Annotated in this window: 23 protein-coding genes; 2 read left to right on the top strand and 21 right to left on the bottom strand. The window is 47.1% G+C overall.

Annotated elements, in window-relative coordinates; genetic code table 11:
• Nucleotides 1-5: 5 nt before the first annotated feature.
• The 21 genes from mobC to BN1938_RS19730 all read right to left on the bottom strand — a co-directional run bounded on the left by mobC (nt 6) and on the right by BN1938_RS19730 (nt 18,514).
• Nucleotides 6-314 (bottom strand): plasmid mobilization protein, encoded by a 309-nt coding sequence (gene mobC / locus BN1938_RS19830; RefSeq protein ID WP_050642173.1) that lies wholly within the window; start codon nt 312-314, stop codon nt 6-8.
• A 101-nt stretch (nt 315-415) separates the two neighbouring features.
• A complete protein-coding gene (locus BN1938_RS19825) occupies nt 416-760 on the bottom strand; it encodes a hypothetical protein (protein WP_050642775.1) in 345 nt (114 codons plus the stop codon).
• Nucleotides 761-773: 13 nt separating this feature from the next.
• Nucleotides 774-1,118: an LPD28 domain-containing protein gene (locus tag BN1938_RS19820; RefSeq protein WP_050642172.1), complete on the bottom strand. Its 345-nt coding sequence runs from the start codon at nt 1,116-1,118 to the stop codon at nt 774-776.
• Between the two features lie 134 nt (nt 1,119-1,252).
• On the bottom strand, nt 1,253-1,576 hold the full coding sequence (locus tag BN1938_RS19815) for a DUF7768 domain-containing protein (RefSeq protein ID WP_050642171.1): 324 nt from the start codon (nt 1,574-1,576) through the stop codon (nt 1,253-1,255).
• An 81-nt stretch (nt 1,577-1,657) separates the two neighbouring features.
• The gene (locus BN1938_RS19810; RefSeq protein ID WP_050642170.1) at nt 1,658-2,593 is read right to left on the bottom strand and encodes a DUF5688 family protein; all 936 of its coding nucleotides are present in this window, start codon (nt 2,591-2,593) and stop codon (nt 1,658-1,660) included.
• A complete protein-coding gene (locus tag BN1938_RS19805) occupies nt 2,583-3,374 on the bottom strand; it encodes a DNA-methyltransferase (protein WP_369794808.1) in 792 nt (263 codons plus the stop codon). Before BN1938_RS19805 ends, BN1938_RS19810 begins: the two co-directional genes overlap by 11 nt.
• Before the next feature lie 46 nt (nt 3,375-3,420).
• Nucleotides 3,421-4,518: a hypothetical protein gene (locus BN1938_RS24035; RefSeq protein WP_242843893.1), complete on the bottom strand. Its 1,098-nt coding sequence runs from the start codon at nt 4,516-4,518 to the stop codon at nt 3,421-3,423.
• A complete protein-coding gene (locus BN1938_RS19795; RefSeq protein ID WP_050642773.1) occupies nt 4,515-5,273 on the bottom strand; it encodes a hypothetical protein in 759 nt (252 codons plus the stop codon). Before BN1938_RS19795 ends, BN1938_RS24035 begins: the two co-directional genes overlap by 4 nt.
• Nucleotides 5,274-5,293: 20 nt before the next feature.
• Nucleotides 5,294-6,265 carry a DUF3991 and TOPRIM domain-containing protein gene (locus BN1938_RS19790; RefSeq protein WP_050642168.1) on the bottom strand — a complete coding sequence of 324 codons (972 nt, stop codon included), beginning with the start codon at nt 6,263-6,265 and terminating at the stop codon, nt 5,294-5,296.
• Nucleotides 6,265-7,425 (bottom strand): methionine adenosyltransferase, encoded by a 1,161-nt coding sequence (gene metK / locus BN1938_RS19785; protein WP_050642167.1) that lies wholly within the window; start codon nt 7,423-7,425, stop codon nt 6,265-6,267. Before metK ends, BN1938_RS19790 begins: the two co-directional genes overlap by 1 nt.
• Nucleotides 7,426-7,659: 234 nt before the next feature.
• Nucleotides 7,660-7,896, bottom strand: a complete 237-nt coding sequence (locus BN1938_RS24030) for a sortase family protein (protein WP_242843892.1) — start codon at nt 7,894-7,896, stop codon at nt 7,660-7,662.
• Nucleotides 7,897-7,953: 57 nt separating this feature from the next.
• Nucleotides 7,954-8,157, bottom strand: coding sequence for a hypothetical protein (locus tag BN1938_RS24025; RefSeq protein ID WP_050642165.1), 204 nt, complete (start codon nt 8,155-8,157; stop codon nt 7,954-7,956).
• A complete protein-coding gene (locus BN1938_RS19770) occupies nt 8,144-12,769 on the bottom strand; it encodes a SpaA isopeptide-forming pilin-related protein (protein ID WP_050642772.1) in 4,626 nt (1,541 codons plus the stop codon). The genes BN1938_RS24025 and BN1938_RS19770 overlap by 14 nt, the downstream gene beginning before the upstream one ends.
• 79 nt (nt 12,770-12,848) lie before the next feature.
• Entirely contained in the window at nt 12,849-13,355 is a 507-nt protein-coding gene (locus BN1938_RS19765; protein ID WP_050642164.1) for a gamma-glutamylcyclotransferase family protein, read from the bottom strand.
• Nucleotides 13,356-13,367: 12 nt separating this feature from the next.
• Complete coding sequence (locus tag BN1938_RS19760; RefSeq protein WP_082203085.1) at nt 13,368-14,321, bottom strand: amidoligase family protein; 954 nt, start codon at nt 14,319-14,321, stop codon at nt 13,368-13,370.
• A 9-nt stretch (nt 14,322-14,330) separates the two neighbouring features.
• Nucleotides 14,331-15,623 (bottom strand): DNA (cytosine-5-)-methyltransferase, encoded by a 1,293-nt coding sequence (gene dcm, locus BN1938_RS19755; RefSeq protein WP_050642162.1) that lies wholly within the window; start codon nt 15,621-15,623, stop codon nt 14,331-14,333.
• Between the two features lie 71 nt (nt 15,624-15,694).
• Nucleotides 15,695-16,192 (bottom strand): hypothetical protein, encoded by a 498-nt coding sequence (locus tag BN1938_RS19750; protein ID WP_025654247.1) that lies wholly within the window; start codon nt 16,190-16,192, stop codon nt 15,695-15,697.
• A 184-nt stretch (nt 16,193-16,376) separates the two neighbouring features.
• Complete coding sequence (locus BN1938_RS19745) at nt 16,377-16,664, bottom strand: plasmid segregation centromere-binding protein ParR (RefSeq protein ID WP_330581592.1); 288 nt, start codon at nt 16,662-16,664, stop codon at nt 16,377-16,379.
• Nucleotides 16,652-17,566: a ParM/StbA family protein gene (locus BN1938_RS19740; RefSeq protein WP_330581591.1), complete on the bottom strand. Its 915-nt coding sequence runs from the start codon at nt 17,564-17,566 to the stop codon at nt 16,652-16,654. The genes BN1938_RS19745 and BN1938_RS19740 overlap by 13 nt, the downstream gene beginning before the upstream one ends.
• An 88-nt stretch (nt 17,567-17,654) precedes the next feature.
• Nucleotides 17,655-18,020: a DUF5720 family protein gene (locus BN1938_RS19735; RefSeq protein ID WP_050642160.1), complete on the bottom strand. Its 366-nt coding sequence runs from the start codon at nt 18,018-18,020 to the stop codon at nt 17,655-17,657.
• An 89-nt stretch (nt 18,021-18,109) separates the two neighbouring features.
• Nucleotides 18,110-18,514 carry a hypothetical protein gene (locus tag BN1938_RS19730; protein WP_050642159.1) on the bottom strand — a complete coding sequence of 135 codons (405 nt, stop codon included), beginning with the start codon at nt 18,512-18,514 and terminating at the stop codon, nt 18,110-18,112.
• A gap of 119 nt (nt 18,515-18,633) precedes the next feature.
• Between BN1938_RS19730 and BN1938_RS19725 the strand changes: the two genes are divergently transcribed.
• Both BN1938_RS19725 and BN1938_RS19720 read left to right on the top strand, forming a co-directional pair.
• Nucleotides 18,634-18,870 (top strand): helix-turn-helix domain-containing protein, encoded by a 237-nt coding sequence (locus BN1938_RS19725; RefSeq protein ID WP_050642158.1) that lies wholly within the window; start codon nt 18,634-18,636, stop codon nt 18,868-18,870.
• Nucleotides 18,871-19,299: 429 nt separating this feature from the next.
• Entirely contained in the window at nt 19,300-19,566 is a 267-nt protein-coding gene (locus BN1938_RS19720) for a helix-turn-helix domain-containing protein (protein WP_050642157.1), read from the top strand.
• Nucleotides 19,567-19,962 lie beyond the last annotated feature (396 nt).

Here is a 19,962-nt window from a genome sequence, read left to right as displayed (position 1 = left end):
AGCTGTCACCAGTCCTCCTTAACGGTCTGCCACGTCTCCTTAGAGATGCGGAGCATTTCCCGGATGCTCTCCTGACCCGCCGTGCCTGAGGCATTCGCCACATGGGCCAGTTGGTTGGCGTTGTTACAGAGCCCTGCGATCTTCCGGAGCAGGTCCGCATGATGCTCACAGGGCTTTGCCCTTACCTCCGCACCGCAGATCAGAGAACGCAGGTATTCCTCCCTGCTGAAACCGCTTTTGGCTACCTGCTCGTCCAGATAGCGCAGTTCTTTCGCATTTAAGCGTACCGGAACGATATGGTTTCGTTTCCTCATCACACCTCCCCTTTCCTCACCAGTAAATATATTCCTGTAAGGATGGCGGCTGCCGCCATCCCTGCTATGAGCCTTCTTTTCATGGCATCACCTTCTTTCTTTTATACCGGGTGATAATGAATCCCCCTTTGCTCCATCTCTCCTGCAAAGTCCCGCAGGTCCCACTCCCTGCCGTTGATACTTGTATGTTCCTCATCCACGTAACGGCAGACACCGGTCTGGCTCTCCCCATTAGGCGCAATCAGTTCAATGCTCTCCCCATCCAAAATGGTAAAGGCTTCTTGGCTGCAGCTATCCAGAAAGCGGATCTTCTTCCTGCGCTTCTGCATCTGCCGGCGGTACTGCTCCATCATCTGGTCCTCCCGCTTTCCGGTTACCATAAGGCACATCAGAACCACTCCCATGATGTTTCCTGCCACCAAACCTACAAAACCTGCTAATAACATCTCTTTTTTCTCCTTATCTTCCATGCTTTTTTCGTTGTTTCTGCTTTTCATATTCCTTCAGGGTAGCTGCCCGCTCTCCTAAAAAGCGCAGATCCCTGTTCCCGATTATTTCCCGGAAATCCCATTCCCCTTCCGGAAACCGGATTGCCTTGAGTGTCAGGACAGTGCCATAAAAATGGTTCACCGCCATCTTCCCGATCTGTACCGGACGCTTGGGGTTTTCCGGGTGGTGCCGGATCTCATACATATGCCACCCTTTGGGTACGCTGGCACGTTCTATCCGCACACCGCAAAAGAGCCCCTGCCTGCCAAAGATCAGCACAGGAAGGAACTCACATTTTTTTGCATCTGCCTCCAACCGCATCTCTCCTTTCCAATCGATTACTGGGGGTTTGGGGTTCTCCCCAAAGTGCGTTTGGATATCCAAACGCTATGCTTGCAAAACCAGTCGCACCAAATAGTCAGCCATAACTATCAGATAAGTATTGCTGACTATTGATTTTCCTTGATTTTAATCAGCCCATCCAACGTGGTGCAAATGATATGGAGCCGGTCTGCCATGCTGATTTCCGTGTTCATTGTTCCTGTTACCTCCCGACCGCAGACCACTACCATACGGCATCTCCTTAAGACTAAGTGTGCCATCCGGTTGAAAGCCTGCTGATCCTCCGCTTCACTTTCATCTAAAAATGGCGAAAAGCTAAACTGAGGACAGATAGGCACATACCCCATTTCAAAAATCTTACGGCAGTATTTCTGCAGCTTTGTCCGGCTCTCCTCTGCCGAACAGCATACATAAGCCAACGCCTGTTCCAATACACATCCCTCCTTTGGGCATCCATGTGGATGCTCCCATTTCCCTGAACATTATTTCAGAGCATCCATTTGGATACCCTGCTACCGTTCTTTGTCTTCTTTTACACACTTTTTCACCTTATCCACATCAGCTCTGTACTCATACACTTCGTTCGCCAGGATTTTCTCCGGCGTTACTATCTGTTGGTTAATGTCCCTGACCATACTCCGCAGCTCCTTTTCACTCATATCACAGTCTTTCTTTCTCATAATTATAAGTTCGTGGATACTGGAGGGGAGTATATAATAATCACTTCCAAGCTGTTTGCAAATATGCCGAAGCACATCCGGATATAATGCCACTGTTGCCCCATATAGGTTACTTTCATTACTCAAAACATGCATCGGTGCATCAAAATCCTCCCCTACATCAAATTCCTTCCCTGCATCTCCTGACACAATTTCATTCATCGCCTCATTCATCGACTGGAATTTTACTTTATCGCTATTCTGCGTATTTTCTAATGCTGTTTTAAATAATTTTGCTTTGGGTACCCTCCATAACTCTGCCATAGCATCTGTCACCTGCACGCACATACTCCCTGACTCATTTTTCTCCAACTCCAAAAACAGGATTTCTGCCCCCATCGGATGTATCTTATAGGGTCCCCGCTTATAGTATGTCTGGTTATTTTCTTTATTGACCAGCCGTACCCGGAGCTTATCTCTCATCCTTCCATAATCAGCAAAGTCGGCATGGTCGAATTCAGGGATTTCCTGGCTTTGATAAAATTCCACCATTTCCTTGCTGATCTGGTGCAGAGGCTTTCCCTCAAGGTAAGATTGATAATAATCATTCAGATAAATGATAGGTGCTGACTTGCTGCCACCCTGCCTGATAGACAGGCCTGACAAGACTACATTATTTTTCTGTGCCTGCGTCAGTTCACAGTGATATGTTCCATTTCTGTTCAGGTTCTGGCTGACTGACTGCATTAGGCTTTCCTGAAAATCCCGATATGATAAATTATTCTCCATTGCTGCCATCCTCCTTTTTCTCATCTGCCGCATTCAGTGCAAACCGTACCCGGTCTGTACCCAGTTTATAATAAGTATCTGTCACTTCAATACCCACTGCCCGGTAGCCTTCCTGTGCTGCCGCTAAAATCGTTGTTCCCGCTCCTGCAAAGGGGTCTAAGAGGATCCCGCCCGGTTCACAGATCTGGATGACATCCTTCATCAGCTGCAAAGGCTTTTCCGTCACATGAATACGATTCTGGGGATTCCCATAGCGGAATACCCCCGGAAGGCAAGACACTGGGCGGCTCACTGGCATTGGTCCGTTACTGCCCCACACAATGTATTCTGCCTGCTGACGGAACCGCCCTTTCTGCGGACGGGAGTTGCCCTTATCCCACACAGCAGTCCCCCGCCAGATCCAACCTGCCCACTGCAGGGCATCCGTAATGGACGGATACTGTCTCCAATCAATAAACAGACAGATGGGAGCACCTGCTTTACAGGCTTTCCGCACATCATACAGCCACTCTGCCATCCAGTGGGTCCAGGAGCGCTGGTCCTTATTGTCCCCGTCAAAATCCGGCAGGGCATTCCCACTTTTCATGCTGCTGTATTTCTGGTTGGTCGTGCGGTTCCTCTCATTCTGCTTCGTGCCTCCCGAAGCATAAGGCGGATCCGTGACTACCGCATCAAATATTCCGGGGTTAAATGCTTTTACCAGCTTCAGGGTATCCCCGTGAAGAATCTCCCAATTCTCACCTCCTGTGTGTTCTTTCGGGATATCCCCCTCATTCATCATGTTTTCCAGTTTCAGGCTATGTTCCAATAGGCATCATCCTTTCTTTTCAGCGCTCTGGCTGTTTCTTTCCTGCTTTTTTCTGTTTCTCTTGCTGCATGACATACCTCTTTGGCGGTTCCAGCTTCTTTTGTTTTACAAGTACGTCACGTTGTCCGTTTTCAATGATAAACAGATCCTCTGTTGGATTGATCAGTTCTTCTTTCGGCAGTACAATGTCCTTAATTACAAACAATCCCCAGACTTCCCCATATACATTGCTGTGTCCCGCAACCAGCGGAGACAATCCGTCTATTGCACCCTCTGAGAGAACTGCATTCCCTGCAATCCTCGCATCTTCCTTGACTTCCCCATTTCGGATCACGCACCGCCCTTCTGCAACCGCCCGGTCATACAGGCATGCATCCCCGGTCACCAGTGCACCCCCTCTTGCAACAGCGCCATCAAAGAGACCTGCCTCTTTTTCTGTCACTGCCGTCTCACAGCAGAGTGCATTGTCGTAAATCCAGCATTTTCCTTCCTGAGACAGGTTCTTCTCACTCTGGACAAATCCCCCCAGCGTGCCTGCCGGAACACGCTCATTAATAGTGACAAGAGAACGTATCCGGTGCAGCCAGGGGTATTTGGGGTGTGGGATCTTGGTAATCTCATATTTCTTCTGAGCCTTAAAATAGCAGGAATCCGGTTCCTCCATAAAAAACTGCAGACTGCCTCCCGGAACCTCTATACTCGGGAAGCTGCTGCCCCAGCCATTTTCCATCTGTAACCTTACATGGCTCTCTAATATATACTGTTCTTCATCCGTCAGCTTTTCTTTTGTCCGTATCGTAATTCTCCCCTGAAGGCAGCACGCTTCTGCTGCTGCAGTAACTTCCACACATTCTAATTTGTTCCGCAGTCTGCCGTTCTCCGCCAAATCTTCAAACAGTCCGCCTTTATCCAATGGTTCATTCCCGCTGGTCCATTGCTGCAGAAATGACTGCACCTCCTCTTCATATGCTGCCAGCTCCCCTTCAGACAACAGAACATCATCGGGTATGTACTGCTCCTGAGGAGGTTCCAGTAAATTAGGATCATCATCCATTTCATAAAACGGCTCATCCATCTGGAATCTACCCTGCATTGGCATCTTTAATTGATAAATCATCGGCATTCCCCCTTCTCTGTTTTCTTCCTGCTCTTATCCGTGTCCCGTGAAGGACTCAGTTCTGTTTCTACATACTCACTGATAATCCCCAGTGCCTGATAATAGTCACCGGATTTCCGCACCTTCCCATACATCTCTTCCGCCTTTTCTGCCTGCCCATTGCGGATTAACAGTCTTCTGGCATCCGCTAAAATGGAAAAGATATTTCCGTCATGACCAAGCAGCTTTAATTTAGGCTTTCTTTCTGGCAGAATTGTTTTATGTTCTTCCTGCAGCTTCGTCCTCTGCCGGAACTTTGTCTCATGTCCCTGCCAGAAATGGACATACAGGTTTCCTCCCTCTACCGGAATTTCTCTCTGCTCAAATCCCTCACCCCAGCCGTCACTATACTGTCCGGTGATGAATTCGCACAGTTCACTGAATTCTTGTGTGTCCAGATATTCTTTAAGTTTCAGCGTGGTACAGCCATATAAGATTCCCTCCACCTTCCGCACAGAGACTTCTGCCTGTTCCACTTTTTCCCGGACGGAGCTGCTTCCATAAAAGTAATCCATCAGGTTGCAGACCTTTCCATCTTCCGCACCATAAGAATTTTCCTTTTCCACCATCTTCTGTATGGTTTCCTCATACTGGGCCAAATCCTCCCCATCCATGTTTTCAACACCGTCCTCTTCCTCGTCAAAGCCGTCTCCGGCATCATCCGGATAAAATTCTGCGGTAAGGGGTGTCAGTAATTCAATTGGCAATACATTCATTTCTTCTTTTCCTATTCCAGTCACCTCCCTCTGTCTTCCAGTTCCTTCGCGCGTGCAGTCTTTTTCGCTGCCTCTCTTGCCATATCTCCATAATCTGCACCTTCCAATGCTGGCAGATTCACGATAACACGGTACTGTCCCTGATAGGCTTCCCTGATGTGATCGCATGCCCACCTTCCTGCAAAATCATTATCCGTACAGATTTCAATCTCCTTAATATCCCGATGCTGTTCTAAAAATTGTGCCAGCACAGGAGGGTTCTTAAATCCCTTTCTCTGCTCTCCTTCCTTCGGCGCACTGATTCCCCCGAGGGACAGACGGTACTTGTCTGCCCGGTTCTGCTCCAGTGTCATATGTGCCATCCCGTCAATGGCTGCTTCATAAAGTGCCACCCGGACACTTTTTTCTGATGGCGGAATACAGAAAGAGCAGGTCTTGTCACTACCCTCCTGCTCTATCCGGAAACGCTTTCCCGGTCTGTCATAGATGCCCCGAAGGAACGCATACTTAGGTTCTTGATTCCTATCCAGCCCAACAAAAACAGCGTTGTGGTATGGGGCACTCTCATAAAGGATCCCTTTCTGTATGCAGTAAGTAATGACTTCATTGCTGATTCCCCTGCCAAGTAAATATTGCCGGACACGCCCACAATCCTGATAGCGTTCCGGCAAAACAAAAGGCTTTTTTTCTTTTTCCACATGTTCCGGGGGGATATAAGAGGGATTCTGTCCGCTCAGAAATTGGACTGCTTCCACGAAACCCATCCCATCCACCTCTGTTAAAAAACGCAGCGCGTTATATCCGCCAATCCCTCTGGATTTCCAATGCCATGCGCTTGTGATTTCATTGATTTTGAAACTGTCATGATCTTTTAGCTGCCATTCATTCCTGGCACTGGCTTTTTCCAGTCTGGTGCTTTCAAACCGCTTCAGGTACTCGATGCAGGACATAGCCCTGGCGGCTTCGATTTCCTCTTCACCTACCCAGGGCATCAGATTACCGCATCCTTCAATGCTGCTGCCTTATCCACCCGTTCCCACGGAAATTCCTTTCTGCCGAAATGCCCGTAAGCCGCTGTCCGCTTAAAAATAGGGCGGTCCAGGCGCAGACAGTCCATGATCTGGCTTGGTGCCAGCCCGAATATCAAAGGGATTACTGCCGCAAGACAGTCATCGGCACAGATTTTCCCGGTATCAAAGGTATCTACCTGAACCATGACTGGCTGGGCAACACCAATGGCATAGGCAAGAGACACCTGGCACCGGCTGGCAAGACCTGCAGCTACCATATTTTTTGCAATATAACGCGCCATGTACGCTGCTGATCGGTCCACTTTGGAACAGTCCTTCCCTGAGAACGCCCCACCCCCATGCGGCACTACGCTTCCGTAAGTATCCACCATCAGTTTTCGGCCGGTCAGTCCCGTATCTGCGTCCATGCCCCCGCAGACAAAACGTCCGGAAGGGTTAATCATAATCTTGGTATTCTCATCTGCCGGAAGCGGACGCAGAGCCGGACGTAATACCTTTTCCCGGATTTCATGCTCTAGTTTCTTCGTATTTTTATCTGCTTCATGCTGGCAGGACACCACAACAGATTCCACACGGACAGGCTTGCCTTCTTCATATTCCACCGTCACCTGCGCTTTTCCATCCGGCAGGATTCCTGTAATGTAGGAACTTTTCCTGCAGGCAGACAGCTCCCGGACAATCCGGTTTGCCAGCACCACCGGCATGGGCATCATCTGCGGCGTCTCATCACAGGCATAGCCAATCATCACACCCTGATCCCCGGCTCCACGCTCCCATTCAGCCGCATTGTCTGACCGGCTTTTTCTTTTTTCTATGGAACATGCCACTGCCTTGGCAATATCCGGACTCTGGCTGTGTATCAGCGCATCCATCTGTATTCCGTCTGCCGGATAGCCCACATCCTCCAAAACCGTCCGGATAATCCCAAACACATCCGGTTCGTACTGGCACGTAATCTCTCCCGCTACAAGAATGTTCCCCTTTGTGGCAAGCACCTCACATGCCACATGGGAATCCCTGTCTTCTGTGAGGCACGCATCCAGGATACTGTCTGCGATGATGTCGCACAGTTTATCCGGATGCCCCTCTGTTACTGCTTCTGCTGTATAGAATCGTTTCATAAATACATCCCTTCTTTCTCTTAAAAAATAACAGGGGCATCTTTTTACGGAATTCCCCTGCTATTCATCTTCTTGATAATTTATTGTTTTCTCTGCCATCCCTTAACTTTGTTTCAGGATAAAATGTCTTTGCTGATTACCTCTCTTTGTCGGGATCTGGTTTTTGTATTCCGGGTTTTTATGACCGGTCAGATAATATCTTTCAACATCTCTGCATACAGTTTCTGCTCCTGCTTACAAGTCAACGGAAACCTCCGCCTTTCTTCCCGCCACCAACACTGTCCTGGCATCCTCCCACTCATAAGTGCAGGTGACCAGCGTCAAAACAGGTGCCGAAACGTTGCATAACTCCCCCGTCTCGAACAGTCCCAGGCTTTTTGCCTTCCCGACATACGCCTCCAGACTTCCCTCCCCAACTAAATGTACTTGCTGGAACGGGAACATAGACAGATCTGCTTTCATTACAGACACAATCTCATATTCCAAAGTTCCATGAAGCGTCTGGAAAACGATATTTCTGTGTTCCCTTCAGTAATCCGCGGCGGCAAATCTGCCCAAATTGCCGAACATAGCGCCGCTATTCATATTGTTCCCAAATTCTTCTTTTAGCTGTTTTGCCATTTCCTGATTCTGTTTTGGGGATATCACCAAATCATACATCAGAATTCCGCTGCTGACCACAAAGTTTAGGAATAGGATAACCTGCAGTATTCTGCCCTTATTCCTTCTCATCTGCTTTCCTTCTCTTTCTCCTGCGGATAGTGACTGCAATCCAAGCCACCGCCGTTACGGCACAGAGGGCCAGCAGTAGAATAGGCTTTAACGGGTCATCCCCTGTTTTCGGTACAGATGCCACAGGTTTTTCCGGGATCCTTGCATCTTTCATCTCTACCTTCTGAACCTCTGTGGTATCTTTCAATGTAAATTTCACATCTTCCGCAATCTCATAGCCCTCCGGGGCTGTGATCTCACGCAAGGTCAGTTCTATGCCTACCGGAAGCTTTTCTATCTGATGCGGCTTTCCGTTGGTCATCCACTCTTCCAGAACCTTTCCGTCTTTGTCCAGAATCTGCAGTTTTGCCCCTTCCAGCTCCTTCCCGGTTGTGAGATCCGTCTTGGATATCTCCACTTTGGAGCATTCATCCTTCATTTCTACCTTTTGTATTTCTCTGGTATCCTCCAACGTAAATCTTACATCCTCCGCAGTTACATACCCCTCCGGAGCTGTGATTTCACGCAAGGTCAGTTCTGTCCCAACTGGGAGCTTTTCTATCTGATGCGGCTTTCCATCGGTTACCCACTCTTCCAGAACCTTTCCGTCCTTGTCAATGACCTGCAGCTTTGCCCCTTTCAGTTCTTTTCTGGTTGTGATATCTGTCTTGGATATCTCCACTTTAGAATATTCATCCTTCATCTCCACCTTTGCGACACTTCCATCTTCCAGCACCGTAAATTCCACGTCTGCTGCAGACACATAGCCATCTGCAAGAGGAGCAAGTTCTTCATGCAGAATATAGTCACCCTCCGGCAGTCCATATACCACATGAGTTTCTTTCGTGCTGATCCATTCCTCCACGATATTATCCTCACTGTCGATAATCTGTAAGGATGCCCCTTCCAGTTCCTCTCCAGTGGTCAGGTCCGTCTTGGTAAAATGGGATTCCGTTGGCTGGTTCTCTATGTCTTTCGTAATCTCAACCAGGCTCTCCTCCTGATTTTCATAGGCAGCTTCAAATTCCCAGATTTCCTCATTTGGAAGATATCCCGGCAGATGCTGTTCTTTTACATAATATTTTCCGTGGCATACCTCGCTGTCAAAGATAAGGTTTCCCTCTTCATCGGTTGCTTTCGTTTCAATCAGGGTATCCTTCGGAATCAGAATTTTGCCCTGTGCAGATAAGATATCTTCCCCCGCATACAATTCAAACGTCACGCCCTCCAGCGGTTTATCGGATATGCTGTCCTTCTTATGGATGGAGATTTTTATTTTCTGACGTTCATTTTTATAAGTGACTCCCTCATAGACAACTGCCGCCGTATCATCCCCGGCAGACAGCGTGAATTCTTTCTGTTCCGTATTTAGGACAAAATTCTCGCCTGCCTTCGTCTCTTTCAGATAAAACGTGCCCAGCGGCAGGTTATTGACGATACTGATTCCCTCGGCATCCGTTGTTAAAGTCGCTACCAAGTCATCTTTCTGATAACGAACAACCGGCTTCCCTGCTTCATCTACCGCACCGTCTGGAGAATAGATGGTATCTTTTGCATGGAGCTCGAAAACGGCTCCTTCCACGCTGCCCTCTTCATAAACAAATTCCTGTCGGATTCCTGTCTCGTCTGTACCTGATCCGGTAACTGCATCCTTCAGGTCAGAGAAAAATCCTGCTACTTTTTCAAGAACGGATTCTCCTTTGACGGTTTTTAACTGCCCGCCCACTTTTCTCAGCGTCAGGCTTCCCACCTGCTCATCGTTGTACTGCGTCACCTCCACAAGGTATGCGCCCGTATCCGGATCTATCTGATGCGGGGTATCGGTATTGATTATAAGCTCGATTCCTTCCTTTGGATTCTCTTCGTAGATGCCCTTATCGGTTACATCCAGCGGAGAAAACACTGTTTCCGCATCATTCAGGCTCTTTTCATATCCCTGCCTTACATAAGAATCAGGGGCAGAAATCTCCTCAATCCGGTAGTGTCCCGCTTTCAGTGCCTGTGGCAGCACCAGAAACCCCTGACTGTTGGTGGAAAATTCTGAGATTTTCCCTTTCTCCGGGTACTGGATGACCTGTTCCACATATTTCTCTTTCTCACAGTCATAAATTTTATAAACAGCGGAATTCTTGAGAACCGGCTGGTTGGTCTGGGCATCTTTCTTTACAATCTTCAGAAGAAAATCAAAGGGTCTGTCATCAAAGATTCTCCATTGCTGTGGCTCCCGGCTGTCCTTGCTTACTGTGACCACAAAAGGATTTACCTGTTTTAAATTAGCCGGTGTCTTAGTTTCCACACAGATATAGGCTCCATAGGGAAGCTCCACGCTCTTGGCATACCCTTTCCCATCCGTCACAAGTACAGGCACCTTCACTGCCTTGCCATTTTCATAGGTGACGGCCGGTGTTTCTTTCGTAAAATCATAAGCAGTAAAGTCTTCCGCTGTATACCCGGAACCATTGGATGGTTTCAGGCTGCCGTTCTTTACTCTAGATAAATCGCTGATCAGATAAACTGTGAATTCTGCACCTTCCACTAAATCCGTTTCCGTCTGCTCCCCGTCCTCGGAAACCTTGATAATCTGGAATGCCTGCTTCATGACCTGTTCTTTGGAAGTGACTGCTTTTACGACCACTTCTTTTTTCGGTGATTCCATCGTAAGTGTTGCATCAATTTCAACTGGATCTGGCAGATAACCCACCGGACTTGTTATCTCCCGGATGAACATCGCACCCAGATACAGGTCCTGAAACTTTATTTCCCCACTTTCTCCTATGGTTTTCTGCTGGATCAGGGTGCCTTTTTTATGTAAGATGCCCGTTCCATCCGGTTTTTGAATATCTTCCTTTGCATACAGTCCATAGACTGCCCCGGTAAGTTCTGCATCACCCTGTGCCAGAAATGCCTGTGTCTCCACGTCAATCTTCTTCAGCGTGATTTCTCCCTTAATGGGCTGGTCGACTGCCTCGACCTTTACTATGTTTCCAGCTGTTACCGAAACTGGGTACACCGTCTTATTTGTGGCATAGTGTGTAGGGGGTGTAATTTCCTTTACATATACCTTCTTGAGACCTGCATCAAAATAATCACTGACCGCCTTTCCGTTTCCATCGGTCATCGGCATCTCCATCAGCTTGTTTTTACATGCAGAGTCTGTATAGATGCCGTAAACTGCCCCAGATAGAGGATGGCTGGTTTCCTTATCCTTCTTTTCCAGTTCAATCCTTGCCATCTCCAGCCAGTCCACCCTGAAGCTTACCGGCTGTGCGTTTTCTGATTCAAAGACACCGATATCCTGATCGGCTTCCCCTGTTGTAAGTACCAGGGTTCTCCAGGTTTCTCCCACAGAGCCTTTCAGACTGCCGGAAGAATACGCACCCGATACGGTCATCTTCGCTTCCAGATAAAAGGTATCGCCCCCGTAAACCTGAAGTTTTCCGTTCGTTGCCGAAGTCCCTTTTGATTTATTATATCCGGTCACATTCTTAGGGATATCAATGGAAATATAATTCCGGTAATCCCCATTCAGTTTGATATCCGGTGTTCTCTGCACATCCCCGCTTCTGACAGCTTTCACGCTTGTCCCCGAAAGGGAGATTTCTCCTTTCGGCGGCTCTTCCAGCCCAGTCAGATAGTCAATATAGGCGATAACGCCTGCATTGACCAAGTCATTATAATCACAGCCGGTGAACGCTGCTTCCCCTGCATAAGAGTAGCTTGCTGCAATATGGGTATAGACATTTTTTTCTTCCGCACTCTTTCCTGACAGATAACTGCCTGTCACATCCCCGGCGCCGCCGTACCCATAATATAAAATCTTCTGTAATGCCTTATTGGAATCCAGTACTTCGGCAACATAATCACCACTTGGGGGAGTTGCCTTGTGGGATTCCAGACAATATGCAATCTTCCCATTCACCCAGAACCAGCTGGTCAGATAATTTCCAATATAATCAGGGTAATAGATGTCTTCTCCCTTTTCTAATGTGACGCTGGATCTGGCTGAAAAATTGTTAGCTGCACCTGAAAATACCATGACATTTCCAGATTCAATCTTTTCTTCTAACTGTTGCACTGTTTCCAGTGTCACATCTTCAGCACTACTGACAACTTTGACTTCTGGTTCCATCGCAGAAGCATTCTCCGAGTCCTCTTCAGAAGCAGTGTCTTCCTTCTGCCTGTCCCCACCATTCGCTTCCCCATGTGCCTCTCCCTCTGTGTCAGTCAGTACGACCTTACGGGTGATATAATAAACATCTGATTGGTCTTTGGGCACTACCATATAGTTCGCAATATACGTTCCTGCCCGATCCGGATGATATGCATCGCCGCCCTCTGCTTCGATGCCGGCAAGTGTCACCTCTTCCGTGGAGGCATCGTAAATGATTCCCTCCATGCAGTCTTCTACCACGAAGGTATCGTCCGATACATCTTTTGTGATATCTTCTGCCGTTACGGAATTTATCATTTCTGTTCCTGCTGTATCAGTAAATGTAATACCCTCCGCTTCTGATTCCACTGACTCTGTACTGTTTTCCGAGGCATAAGCTGCGGCACTGCCAAAGGGACTTATTCCCATCAACAGGGCAAGTCCCAATGCGATAGCCCTCTTTTTCATTTTTCTTGTTTCCATATCATGCTCCTTCCCATCCACTGTTACGTGGTGTCCTTTTTCGTATTGCAAAACCGCAGGGAAACTCTCTTCCCTGCGGTCATCTGCCCATCCACTTCTCACTGCAGCTTCTACCTTTTTGTTTCGCTTCCCCCAGCTCCTGTTTTGTGCGTTTCACAGCATCCATGACTGGCTCCACGGGAAGCTGGTTCTGCCTGCACCCTTCTAAGATCCCTTTCAGATAAAAATCCGAAGGTCTTGCCGGGCAGTCCTTATAAGGGGCATTCATGACATAAACTGCCACTTCTTGTTGCATACCCCCTTGTTTACGAACACTCACCATCTCTTTTCCATATAAATGGGGATATCCTTCATAATGGTCCAGACTTTCCTCACAGCGTGGAGTAATCTTCCACATCACCCCGTCCACATGGCTTCCTTTTTCCGGCAAGATGGTTGCCACGCCGTTTCCCGGATTTCTTCCGCAGAATGCCAGCCGGTAATCCTCCAGCCGGACGTTATCCACTACTACGGCATCCGGGCATCGGAACTCCATCTGGTCCAAATTCATATTGCTGCCATAGGCAAAATAGTATCTTTCTTCCATCTCAAACACCTCCTACCGTGTCTCCACGTTTTTCCTGAGACACTCATAATTGCTTTTGTCATACCTCCATGCCCTGTCCCCTTCCAGATTTGCAAGCAGATGTTCCCGGACATTCTTATATTCTGGTCCAATCAGACCCAGCCGCAGCAGGAATGTCCTGAATGTAAAGCAGGGATTCTCTGTAATCTCCGTTTTTCTCATGTGGGCACATTTCTGGTTGATTGCCTGTGCAGATATGGCAAGGGCAAGCGTAATATTCGCCCGTACCTTCCCTGCATGCAGGGTGCTGTTAAAACACCGCCATTCTACAGTCCCTTTGTCGAAGACCGCATGGAGGTTCAAAGCATAATATCTTGTCTGGTCATAATGGCTGTGGGAGTATCCGCCGTTTCTTTGTTCTTCATACCAGAGCCGACGGAGTTGTTCCATAGACATGGTGCCAGATGGCATCTTACGGATGTCTGCCAACACATTTCCCCTTACTTTCTTGCACCATTGCTCCACCCTTGATGGATTGACCTTTAATGCCTTGAACAGGATATCTTCCTTGGAATACATAATCGTCAGGGCATTTTTGAGGCTCCTCGGGGTATGGTTCGCCGCATCCACATGGACATGCATCCCACAGGAAGAATTCACCTTCCCACCATGCTGCCGCAGACACCGCACAACGTTCTGCAGTTTTTCCATCTCGGAGTATTCAAGCTTTGGGCTGACCATCTCTGTCTTGTAGTCTTTTCCTGCATTGATATAGCGGTCACCTTCCCGCCTTTGGGCATGGATGCTGCTGTCATACGTGAATTTCCATTCCTTCCCCTCCGGGTCTTCTACTCCCCATGTTCTGTAATAAGTACCAATATAATATGGTATGGTTCCAAACAGTTCCCCCACAGCCTCTGCCGCCTCATTCCTTGTGATCCCGGTCATCTCAATCTCTGTTCCGAAATATTGTCCCTGTATATCGATAAACAGTCACTACCTTTCCTCATTGTCTGGATTCTGTCCCAACTGAATGTCCATTTCCCGAAGCCGCTTTCCAATGGCTTCAATCACATTTACTGTGACACCATTTCCTGCCTGCTTATATAGCTGATTATCTGAGGTTTCTTTCATCATCCGGTCAATCTGGGAATCATAATAACCCTGCAGCCGCAGACACTCCCGCGGTGTCAGCCTCCGGATCCTCCCGTGGTGGATGACACCATGCCGGTCTGTAGCTGTAATTGTAAACATAGGTTCCTCTGGTTCCCTCATCCTGCGGCCACTCTGCCTTGGATTTTCTTTTGCCGGGGTCAGTACCGCCCTTGGCTCTGTTTCCTCCAATAATCCGAAATGTTCCCCTGATTGGCTGTTTATGCCATTATTCCGGTTCATTGCCAGACGCTGGTCTGGTCCCGCTATTTTATGGGATAGGAGTTCATCCTCAAAGTCCAGTGTTCCCTGTGAGCTTCCGGTTGTCAATGTATGGGCGATTGCATCCCCCACCCTGCCTCTCCTCGTATTCATTCCAGCATACCCAAGGTCAATGCTGTCACCGGGATATGCAATCTTATATCCTTTTTTCGTATTCTCCTTGATAGGCACGCCAAACTCATACAGTCCAGTCTTTCCCCCCATCCCTCCTGCCCCGGCAGTCAGGGTACAGCTTACGCCGGAGGGGTGGTAGACCCTTTCCCCCTGCTTTCCTGCACGGACTTGTATAAGAGCTGCTCCGTTTGTTTCTGGGAAAGGTAATATTTTTCCGGCACATCTTCCATCAAGATATCCGACAAGATACACCCGCTTTCTTGACTGTGGGACTCCGAAATCCTTGCTGTTAAGCACTTTCCACTCCACAAGATACCCCAGTTCTGAAAGCGTACTGAGGATGGTGTAAAACGTCCTCCCTTTGTCATGTGATAGCAAACCGGGTACGTTTTCAAGGAGAAAATATGCAGGCCGCCTGTCTTTAAGCAGTCTTGCAATTTCAAAGAAGAGAGTCCCTCTGGCATCTGCAAAGCCTCCCCTTTTTCCAGCGATTGAAAATGACTGGCAGGGAAATCCCGCACAAAGCAGATTAAAATCTGGCATTTCTCCGGTGTCAATGTTTCTTGCGTCATTACAGAACCACTCCCCTTCCGTATCAAACAGTGCCCGGTAGTTCTTATCCGCATGGGCATCCACTTCGCAGTGCCCCACACAGGTAAATCCTCCGGCTCTTCTCAGGCCTTCGCGGAATCCCCCGACTCCGCTGAATAAATCAAAAAATCGTATGGTTGCGTTTATCAGCCTCCTTCACTTTGTGATTTGACGAAAGAAACGGCATGGATCGCTCCACACCGTTTCTTCCTTCGTTTCTGTTATTCTGTTTCTTCCTGCCATGAATCCCCTGTTACTTCTGGAAGCCCGTCCTCCTCTGCTGCTTCCGCATCCGAATCCTCCCTCACTGGCTCCTTGTCCTCTGATGCTCCGGCACAGTCCTCTGACGCTTCCATTTCCGGCTCCTCCTGACATTCTGCGCTTTCTTCCGGTATTTCTCCTGCCTCCGGCTCATGTGCCTCTGCCTGCCCATATTTTGCTTCCTCGGCTTCGATAGCCTGTTGGATAATGGCAAGCAGGAACTCTTTCTGTTTGCACCCTTTCTTCACGATGACTGCTTTCAGCCTTCCAAAAAGCTCCTCCGATACCTGTACTGCTACTGTCCTCATTTCCATGCCCATCTCTCCTTTGCTGAAATGCTCTTCAATGACCTGAAGTATAAATTTCTGTGTGCTGCTCTCCGTCTGCTCAATCTCCTGCCGAACCTTCTCATGCAGGTCCAGAGGGATTTTTCCGCATATGTTCTTCATCTCTGGCATCTGTATCTCTCCTTTCTTTTGCTATACACAACATACTCCAAAGATGTATGGAAAGCTATTCACAATACCCAACAAATATCAGCCCTTGAAAGTCCAGGAAACGAAGCATATACAACCATGTATCTATGTAGAACCGGGCAGATTCAAAATGGTACAATTACCCCCTCAATCGGCATCACCTCCTTTACCCACTGCTTTCCAGATTCGATAAAAAATCCAACATCTGATCTGGGATTGTTTCTGTCACAGGTGCTTCAGAGCGTGGCATACCGCCACTTTTCAGTTCTTCCCGAACAGTTTCCCGGATGACCCGTTCCAGATAATCTCTTTCCTGCACCTCAAGGATTGCCTTGACCAGGTATTGGTTCTTCTGCCCTTCCGGGACACGTGACAATATGTCCCATGCCTGCCTGTGATCCGCATGGTCCATGTTGGGGCGGAATGAAAAAACGGGACGTTTCACTGTGCCCACATCTGCCCTACAATCCGTTCATACCCGGAAGCGTTGGCATGGACGTCTGTAAGGAAAATCTGCCGGCACAGCCCATCCTGCGGCGTCACGTGGCGCTTCACGATAGCGGCTCCCCCACCCATGAATACAGACGGGATTGCCCTTAAATCAAAACCGGCCTCCATCACAGAAGACAGTATCCGTTCAGTATACAGCCTGCCGTGCCGCTGGATGATTTCTTTCGCCTCCTGCTCCATGCTGCAGGAGCTGCCGCCCAGAACACGCTCAATCTGAACATCCGTCACAGACAGTCCTGTCTTCCTTCGAACCTGCTCCATAATTTCGTCAATACACCGTATGACACCTAACTCCAGGCTGCGGCAGGTTCCCGCATTTGGAACAGCATTGTCCAGCCGCATCAGGTCCACCGTCCATCCCCCGATGTCAATCAGAAGGACAGAAGGCTCCCCATTGATGAATTCAGGGTGAAGCGCCAGTGCAGAATAGCCTTGGGGGAACAGCTTCACATCCTCTATCTGAATCACATAGTTTTCATTTTCATATCGAAAACAAAGTGGCTGCTCTTTCCGAAACAGATATTCCCTAAACAGCTGCTTTTCCCTGCCAAAACTGGCAAGGGGAAGACCGGCTGCAAGAACAACCCCTGTTTTCTTTTCCGCTTTCCGATAACGTATTTCCTGTGCAATGGCTGCCATAGTCAGCAGATAATAATTGTCATTCGCCGTCTTGTCTTTTAAAAGCGTCTGACGTCCTGTACCGCAGACATAATAGCTGTTCTGGTACTGCAGGACATTCTGCATGGTATACGGCTCATAATCATACGCTTCAAGTCCTGTTGGGAAACACACATGGCTTCCTTTTATGGCATAATATCCGTGGTCGATTCCTATAATGATAAGCATCACATCCTCTCTTCTTTTTTAATGTCCTGGTTATAATTATATTTAAGATTTCCTACCGGATGATGGGCGTGTTCTTCGTACGAAGTCATCATCTTTTTTCCCAGTTGGTGATTCTTTTTGGAGTGTTCTTCCCAATATTTTGGGAATCAGGGATCGGGGTATAGCAAAGGAAAGGTCCTTGTATCTGTGCATGTCTTTTTATCCTGATTTTTCCCTGTTTCACCTGAAGAAGTATGTTTTGATATTCTTTTTCTGTCAGGAACTTCCTGTGGTATTCCCCCTTCCCTTCAAAAACATCCTGCCCTTCCCTGATCAAGAATTCAACCATATGGGCTGTTTCTTTTCGGAACCGTTTTTCACAGAGTATCCCATCCCCTTTCACATAGTTAGTTCCCTGAGCCTCTCTGGCAGCTGCCAGCAATTCGTATACGCTTATTTCTTTCCTTTCCAGCATCCTCACCTCCCCTCGAATCTATAGCAAAAAACAGGCACGGCACTTGGTTTTTTCAACCATATGCCTGCCTGTCCTCTCATTTCTTATTGTCAGCCCTCTGACTCTGTTTCATTATATTCCAATCCACTTTCTTCGTATATTTCTTTCGTATATTGAGTCAACCATTCCTGCAGATCCTCTGTCGAAGCATTCTTACAGAAATCATAAATCCACATATCATGAAGCCGGTATATGCTATCATCTCCTGAGAAATTCAATTCCTCCGGATAATCTTCGCTGATGAGCTGTGTCAGCACCTCAAACTGCTCCGAGAACAGCCCAACATATTGATTCCAGATTTCCAGGTTATAAGATGTAAATCCAAAAAAATCCGTCAGATAAGTCAGCCTGTCAAAGTCTGAATAAGCCATCTTTTCCTTTCCTGTCAGAATCGCCTCATCTTTTGAACCGCATAGATACAGGAATGCAAACCGTTCCATATCCGTCCGCTGCATATTTTTCCTCCCTGCTGCTAATAATTCTTTATTACGAAACATTATAGATAATAAAACCCGTAAAATCAATATTAAAGTTTCCTTATTGCGAAACATTTTTCTTATGAAAGGGGTAAATTATGCAGAAAATAAGACCAGATATGGACATTGGACAAAATATTCAGGCACTGCGCTATCAGAGCAAACTTACACAGGATGAGGTAATAGCAAAACTTGGCATGATGGGTATAGAAATATCCAAAAGTACATACGCAAAGTTAGAAACCAACCGAATGAACATAAAAGTCAGCGAACTGGTTGCCCTGTCTAAAATATTCGGTACAGACATCAACGCCTTTTTCGGTGGCCTGCTGTAATCTTACTCCATAACATTTCTGGAGGTATCCGTCTGCTCCGATACGGTATTTTATTTCTTGAGCATTCTTTTTATAGATATCTTCTTTATTATGTACATAGCTTTATATTCAATGCTTTTAAGCCTGTTCTTTCTTTATACTCTTCCCCTTCTTATGTATCAGATAATTTCCCATAATACCTACTACGAAAAAATCTATCAAAACTTATTTTGATCTTCTTACTTCCTTCTGCAATAATATCTCCAACTCTGATTGCCCCTTTATGCGGCAATTGTCATTTTTATGCCCCCTTATCCAGCATCCTTTCACTTGAGTTTCTGGTTTGTATCACTTTTACAACCGATTCTACCCTCTTTCACGTGTAAAATCAATAGAAAAGTGCAAAAAATGAGACAATATGTCTTAATTCATTTTACAGGAGGGGCACTTATGCCAAAACCACGTACAAAGACCGGTGAAAAAAATCTAATCAGCCAGCGTTTGATTGCGCTCCGTAAAGAGAACAGCCTCTCCCAGAGGGATTTAGCGGAAAAACTGCAGTTGGCTGGTTATGATATGGATAAAAACGTGATTACCCGGATTGAAACGAACAAAAGGTATGTCACTGATTTGGAGCTGAAGGCCCTGTCTGAGATTTTTGATGTATCATATGAATACCTGATTGACGGCAGTGGGGAGGACAATAGCAGGATCTGAATTAGCAACAGTAGTATGATGTTGACTCCACCATTCCTTAACACTAAGATTGCTGGACTGTTGTTGCATTTGTAAATCTACTCCGCCCATTCACGAAGTCGATACTGACGTGCAACTAAAGATGTTGTGGATACCAAAAGATTATACCCTCCCTGAGATGTATAAACAGTTGATGCTCAACTTTTTCAACTTGGTGAGGCTATTATCTTAAATCTATAGTATGATGTCTATACACTTACTATCTTCAGATTCATAGCACATTGTCAAGTATATATAAAAACAGCCGATTCTGAGTTTTTAATACTCAATATCGACCGCTTTTACGAATATTTAATTTGACACAAACTCAAGAGCAACATAAGAAATGACTCTACAACTGTAATAAATATATTTAGC

It is taken from the genome of Eubacterium sp. SB2, assembly GCF_001244405.1.
GTDB classification, from domain to species: domain Bacteria; phylum Bacillota; class Clostridia; order Lachnospirales; family Lachnospiraceae; genus Faecalicatena; species Faecalicatena contortus_B.
This window is presented reverse-complemented; position numbering and strand designations above follow the sequence as displayed.

Coding starts and splice junctions, on each gene's coding strand:
- BN1938_RS19770 (WP_050642772.1), bottom strand. CDS start 12,769: ATGGAAACAAGAAAAATGAAAAAGAGGGCTATCGCATTGGGACTTGCC.
- BN1938_RS19765 (WP_050642164.1), bottom strand. CDS start 13,355: ATGGAAGAAAGATACTATTTTGCCTATGGCAGCAATATGAATTTGGAC.
- BN1938_RS19825 (WP_050642775.1), bottom strand. CDS start 760: ATGTTATTAGCAGGTTTTGTAGGTTTGGTGGCAGGAAACATCATGGGA.
- BN1938_RS19740 (WP_330581591.1), bottom strand. CDS start 17,566: ATGCTTATCATTATAGGAATCGACCACGGATATTATGCCATAAAAGGA.
- metK (WP_050642167.1), bottom strand. CDS start 7,425: ATGAAACGATTCTATACAGCAGAAGCAGTAACAGAGGGGCATCCGGAT.
- BN1938_RS19735 (WP_050642160.1), bottom strand. CDS start 18,020: ATGCTGGAAAGGAAAGAAATAAGCGTATACGAATTGCTGGCAGCTGCC.
- BN1938_RS24025 (WP_050642165.1), bottom strand. CDS start 8,157: ATGAGAAGGAATAAGGGCAGAATACTGCAGGTTATCCTATTCCTAAAC.
- BN1938_RS19810 (WP_050642170.1), bottom strand. CDS start 2,593: ATGGAGAATAATTTATCATATCGGGATTTTCAGGAAAGCCTAATGCAG.
- BN1938_RS19805 (WP_369794808.1), bottom strand. CDS start 3,374: ATGATGAATGAGGGGGATATCCCGAAAGAACACACAGGAGGTGAGAAT.
- BN1938_RS19725 (WP_050642158.1), top strand. CDS start 18,634: ATGCAGAAAATAAGACCAGATATGGACATTGGACAAAATATTCAGGCA.
- BN1938_RS24035 (WP_242843893.1), bottom strand. CDS start 4,518: ATGATTTATCAATTAAAGATGCCAATGCAGGGTAGATTCCAGATGGAT.
- BN1938_RS19720 (WP_050642157.1), top strand. CDS start 19,300: ATGCCAAAACCACGTACAAAGACCGGTGAAAAAAATCTAATCAGCCAG.
- BN1938_RS19790 (WP_050642168.1), bottom strand. CDS start 6,265: ATGCCCTGGGTAGGTGAAGAGGAAATCGAAGCCGCCAGGGCTATGTCC.
- BN1938_RS19730 (WP_050642159.1), bottom strand. CDS start 18,514: ATGCAGCGGACGGATATGGAACGGTTTGCATTCCTGTATCTATGCGGT.
- mobC (WP_050642173.1), bottom strand. CDS start 314: ATGAGGAAACGAAACCATATCGTTCCGGTACGCTTAAATGCGAAAGAA.
- BN1938_RS19750 (WP_025654247.1), bottom strand. CDS start 16,192: ATGCCAGAGATGAAGAACATATGCGGAAAAATCCCTCTGGACCTGCAT.
- BN1938_RS19795 (WP_050642773.1), bottom strand. CDS start 5,273: ATGAATGTATTGCCAATTGAATTACTGACACCCCTTACCGCAGAATTT.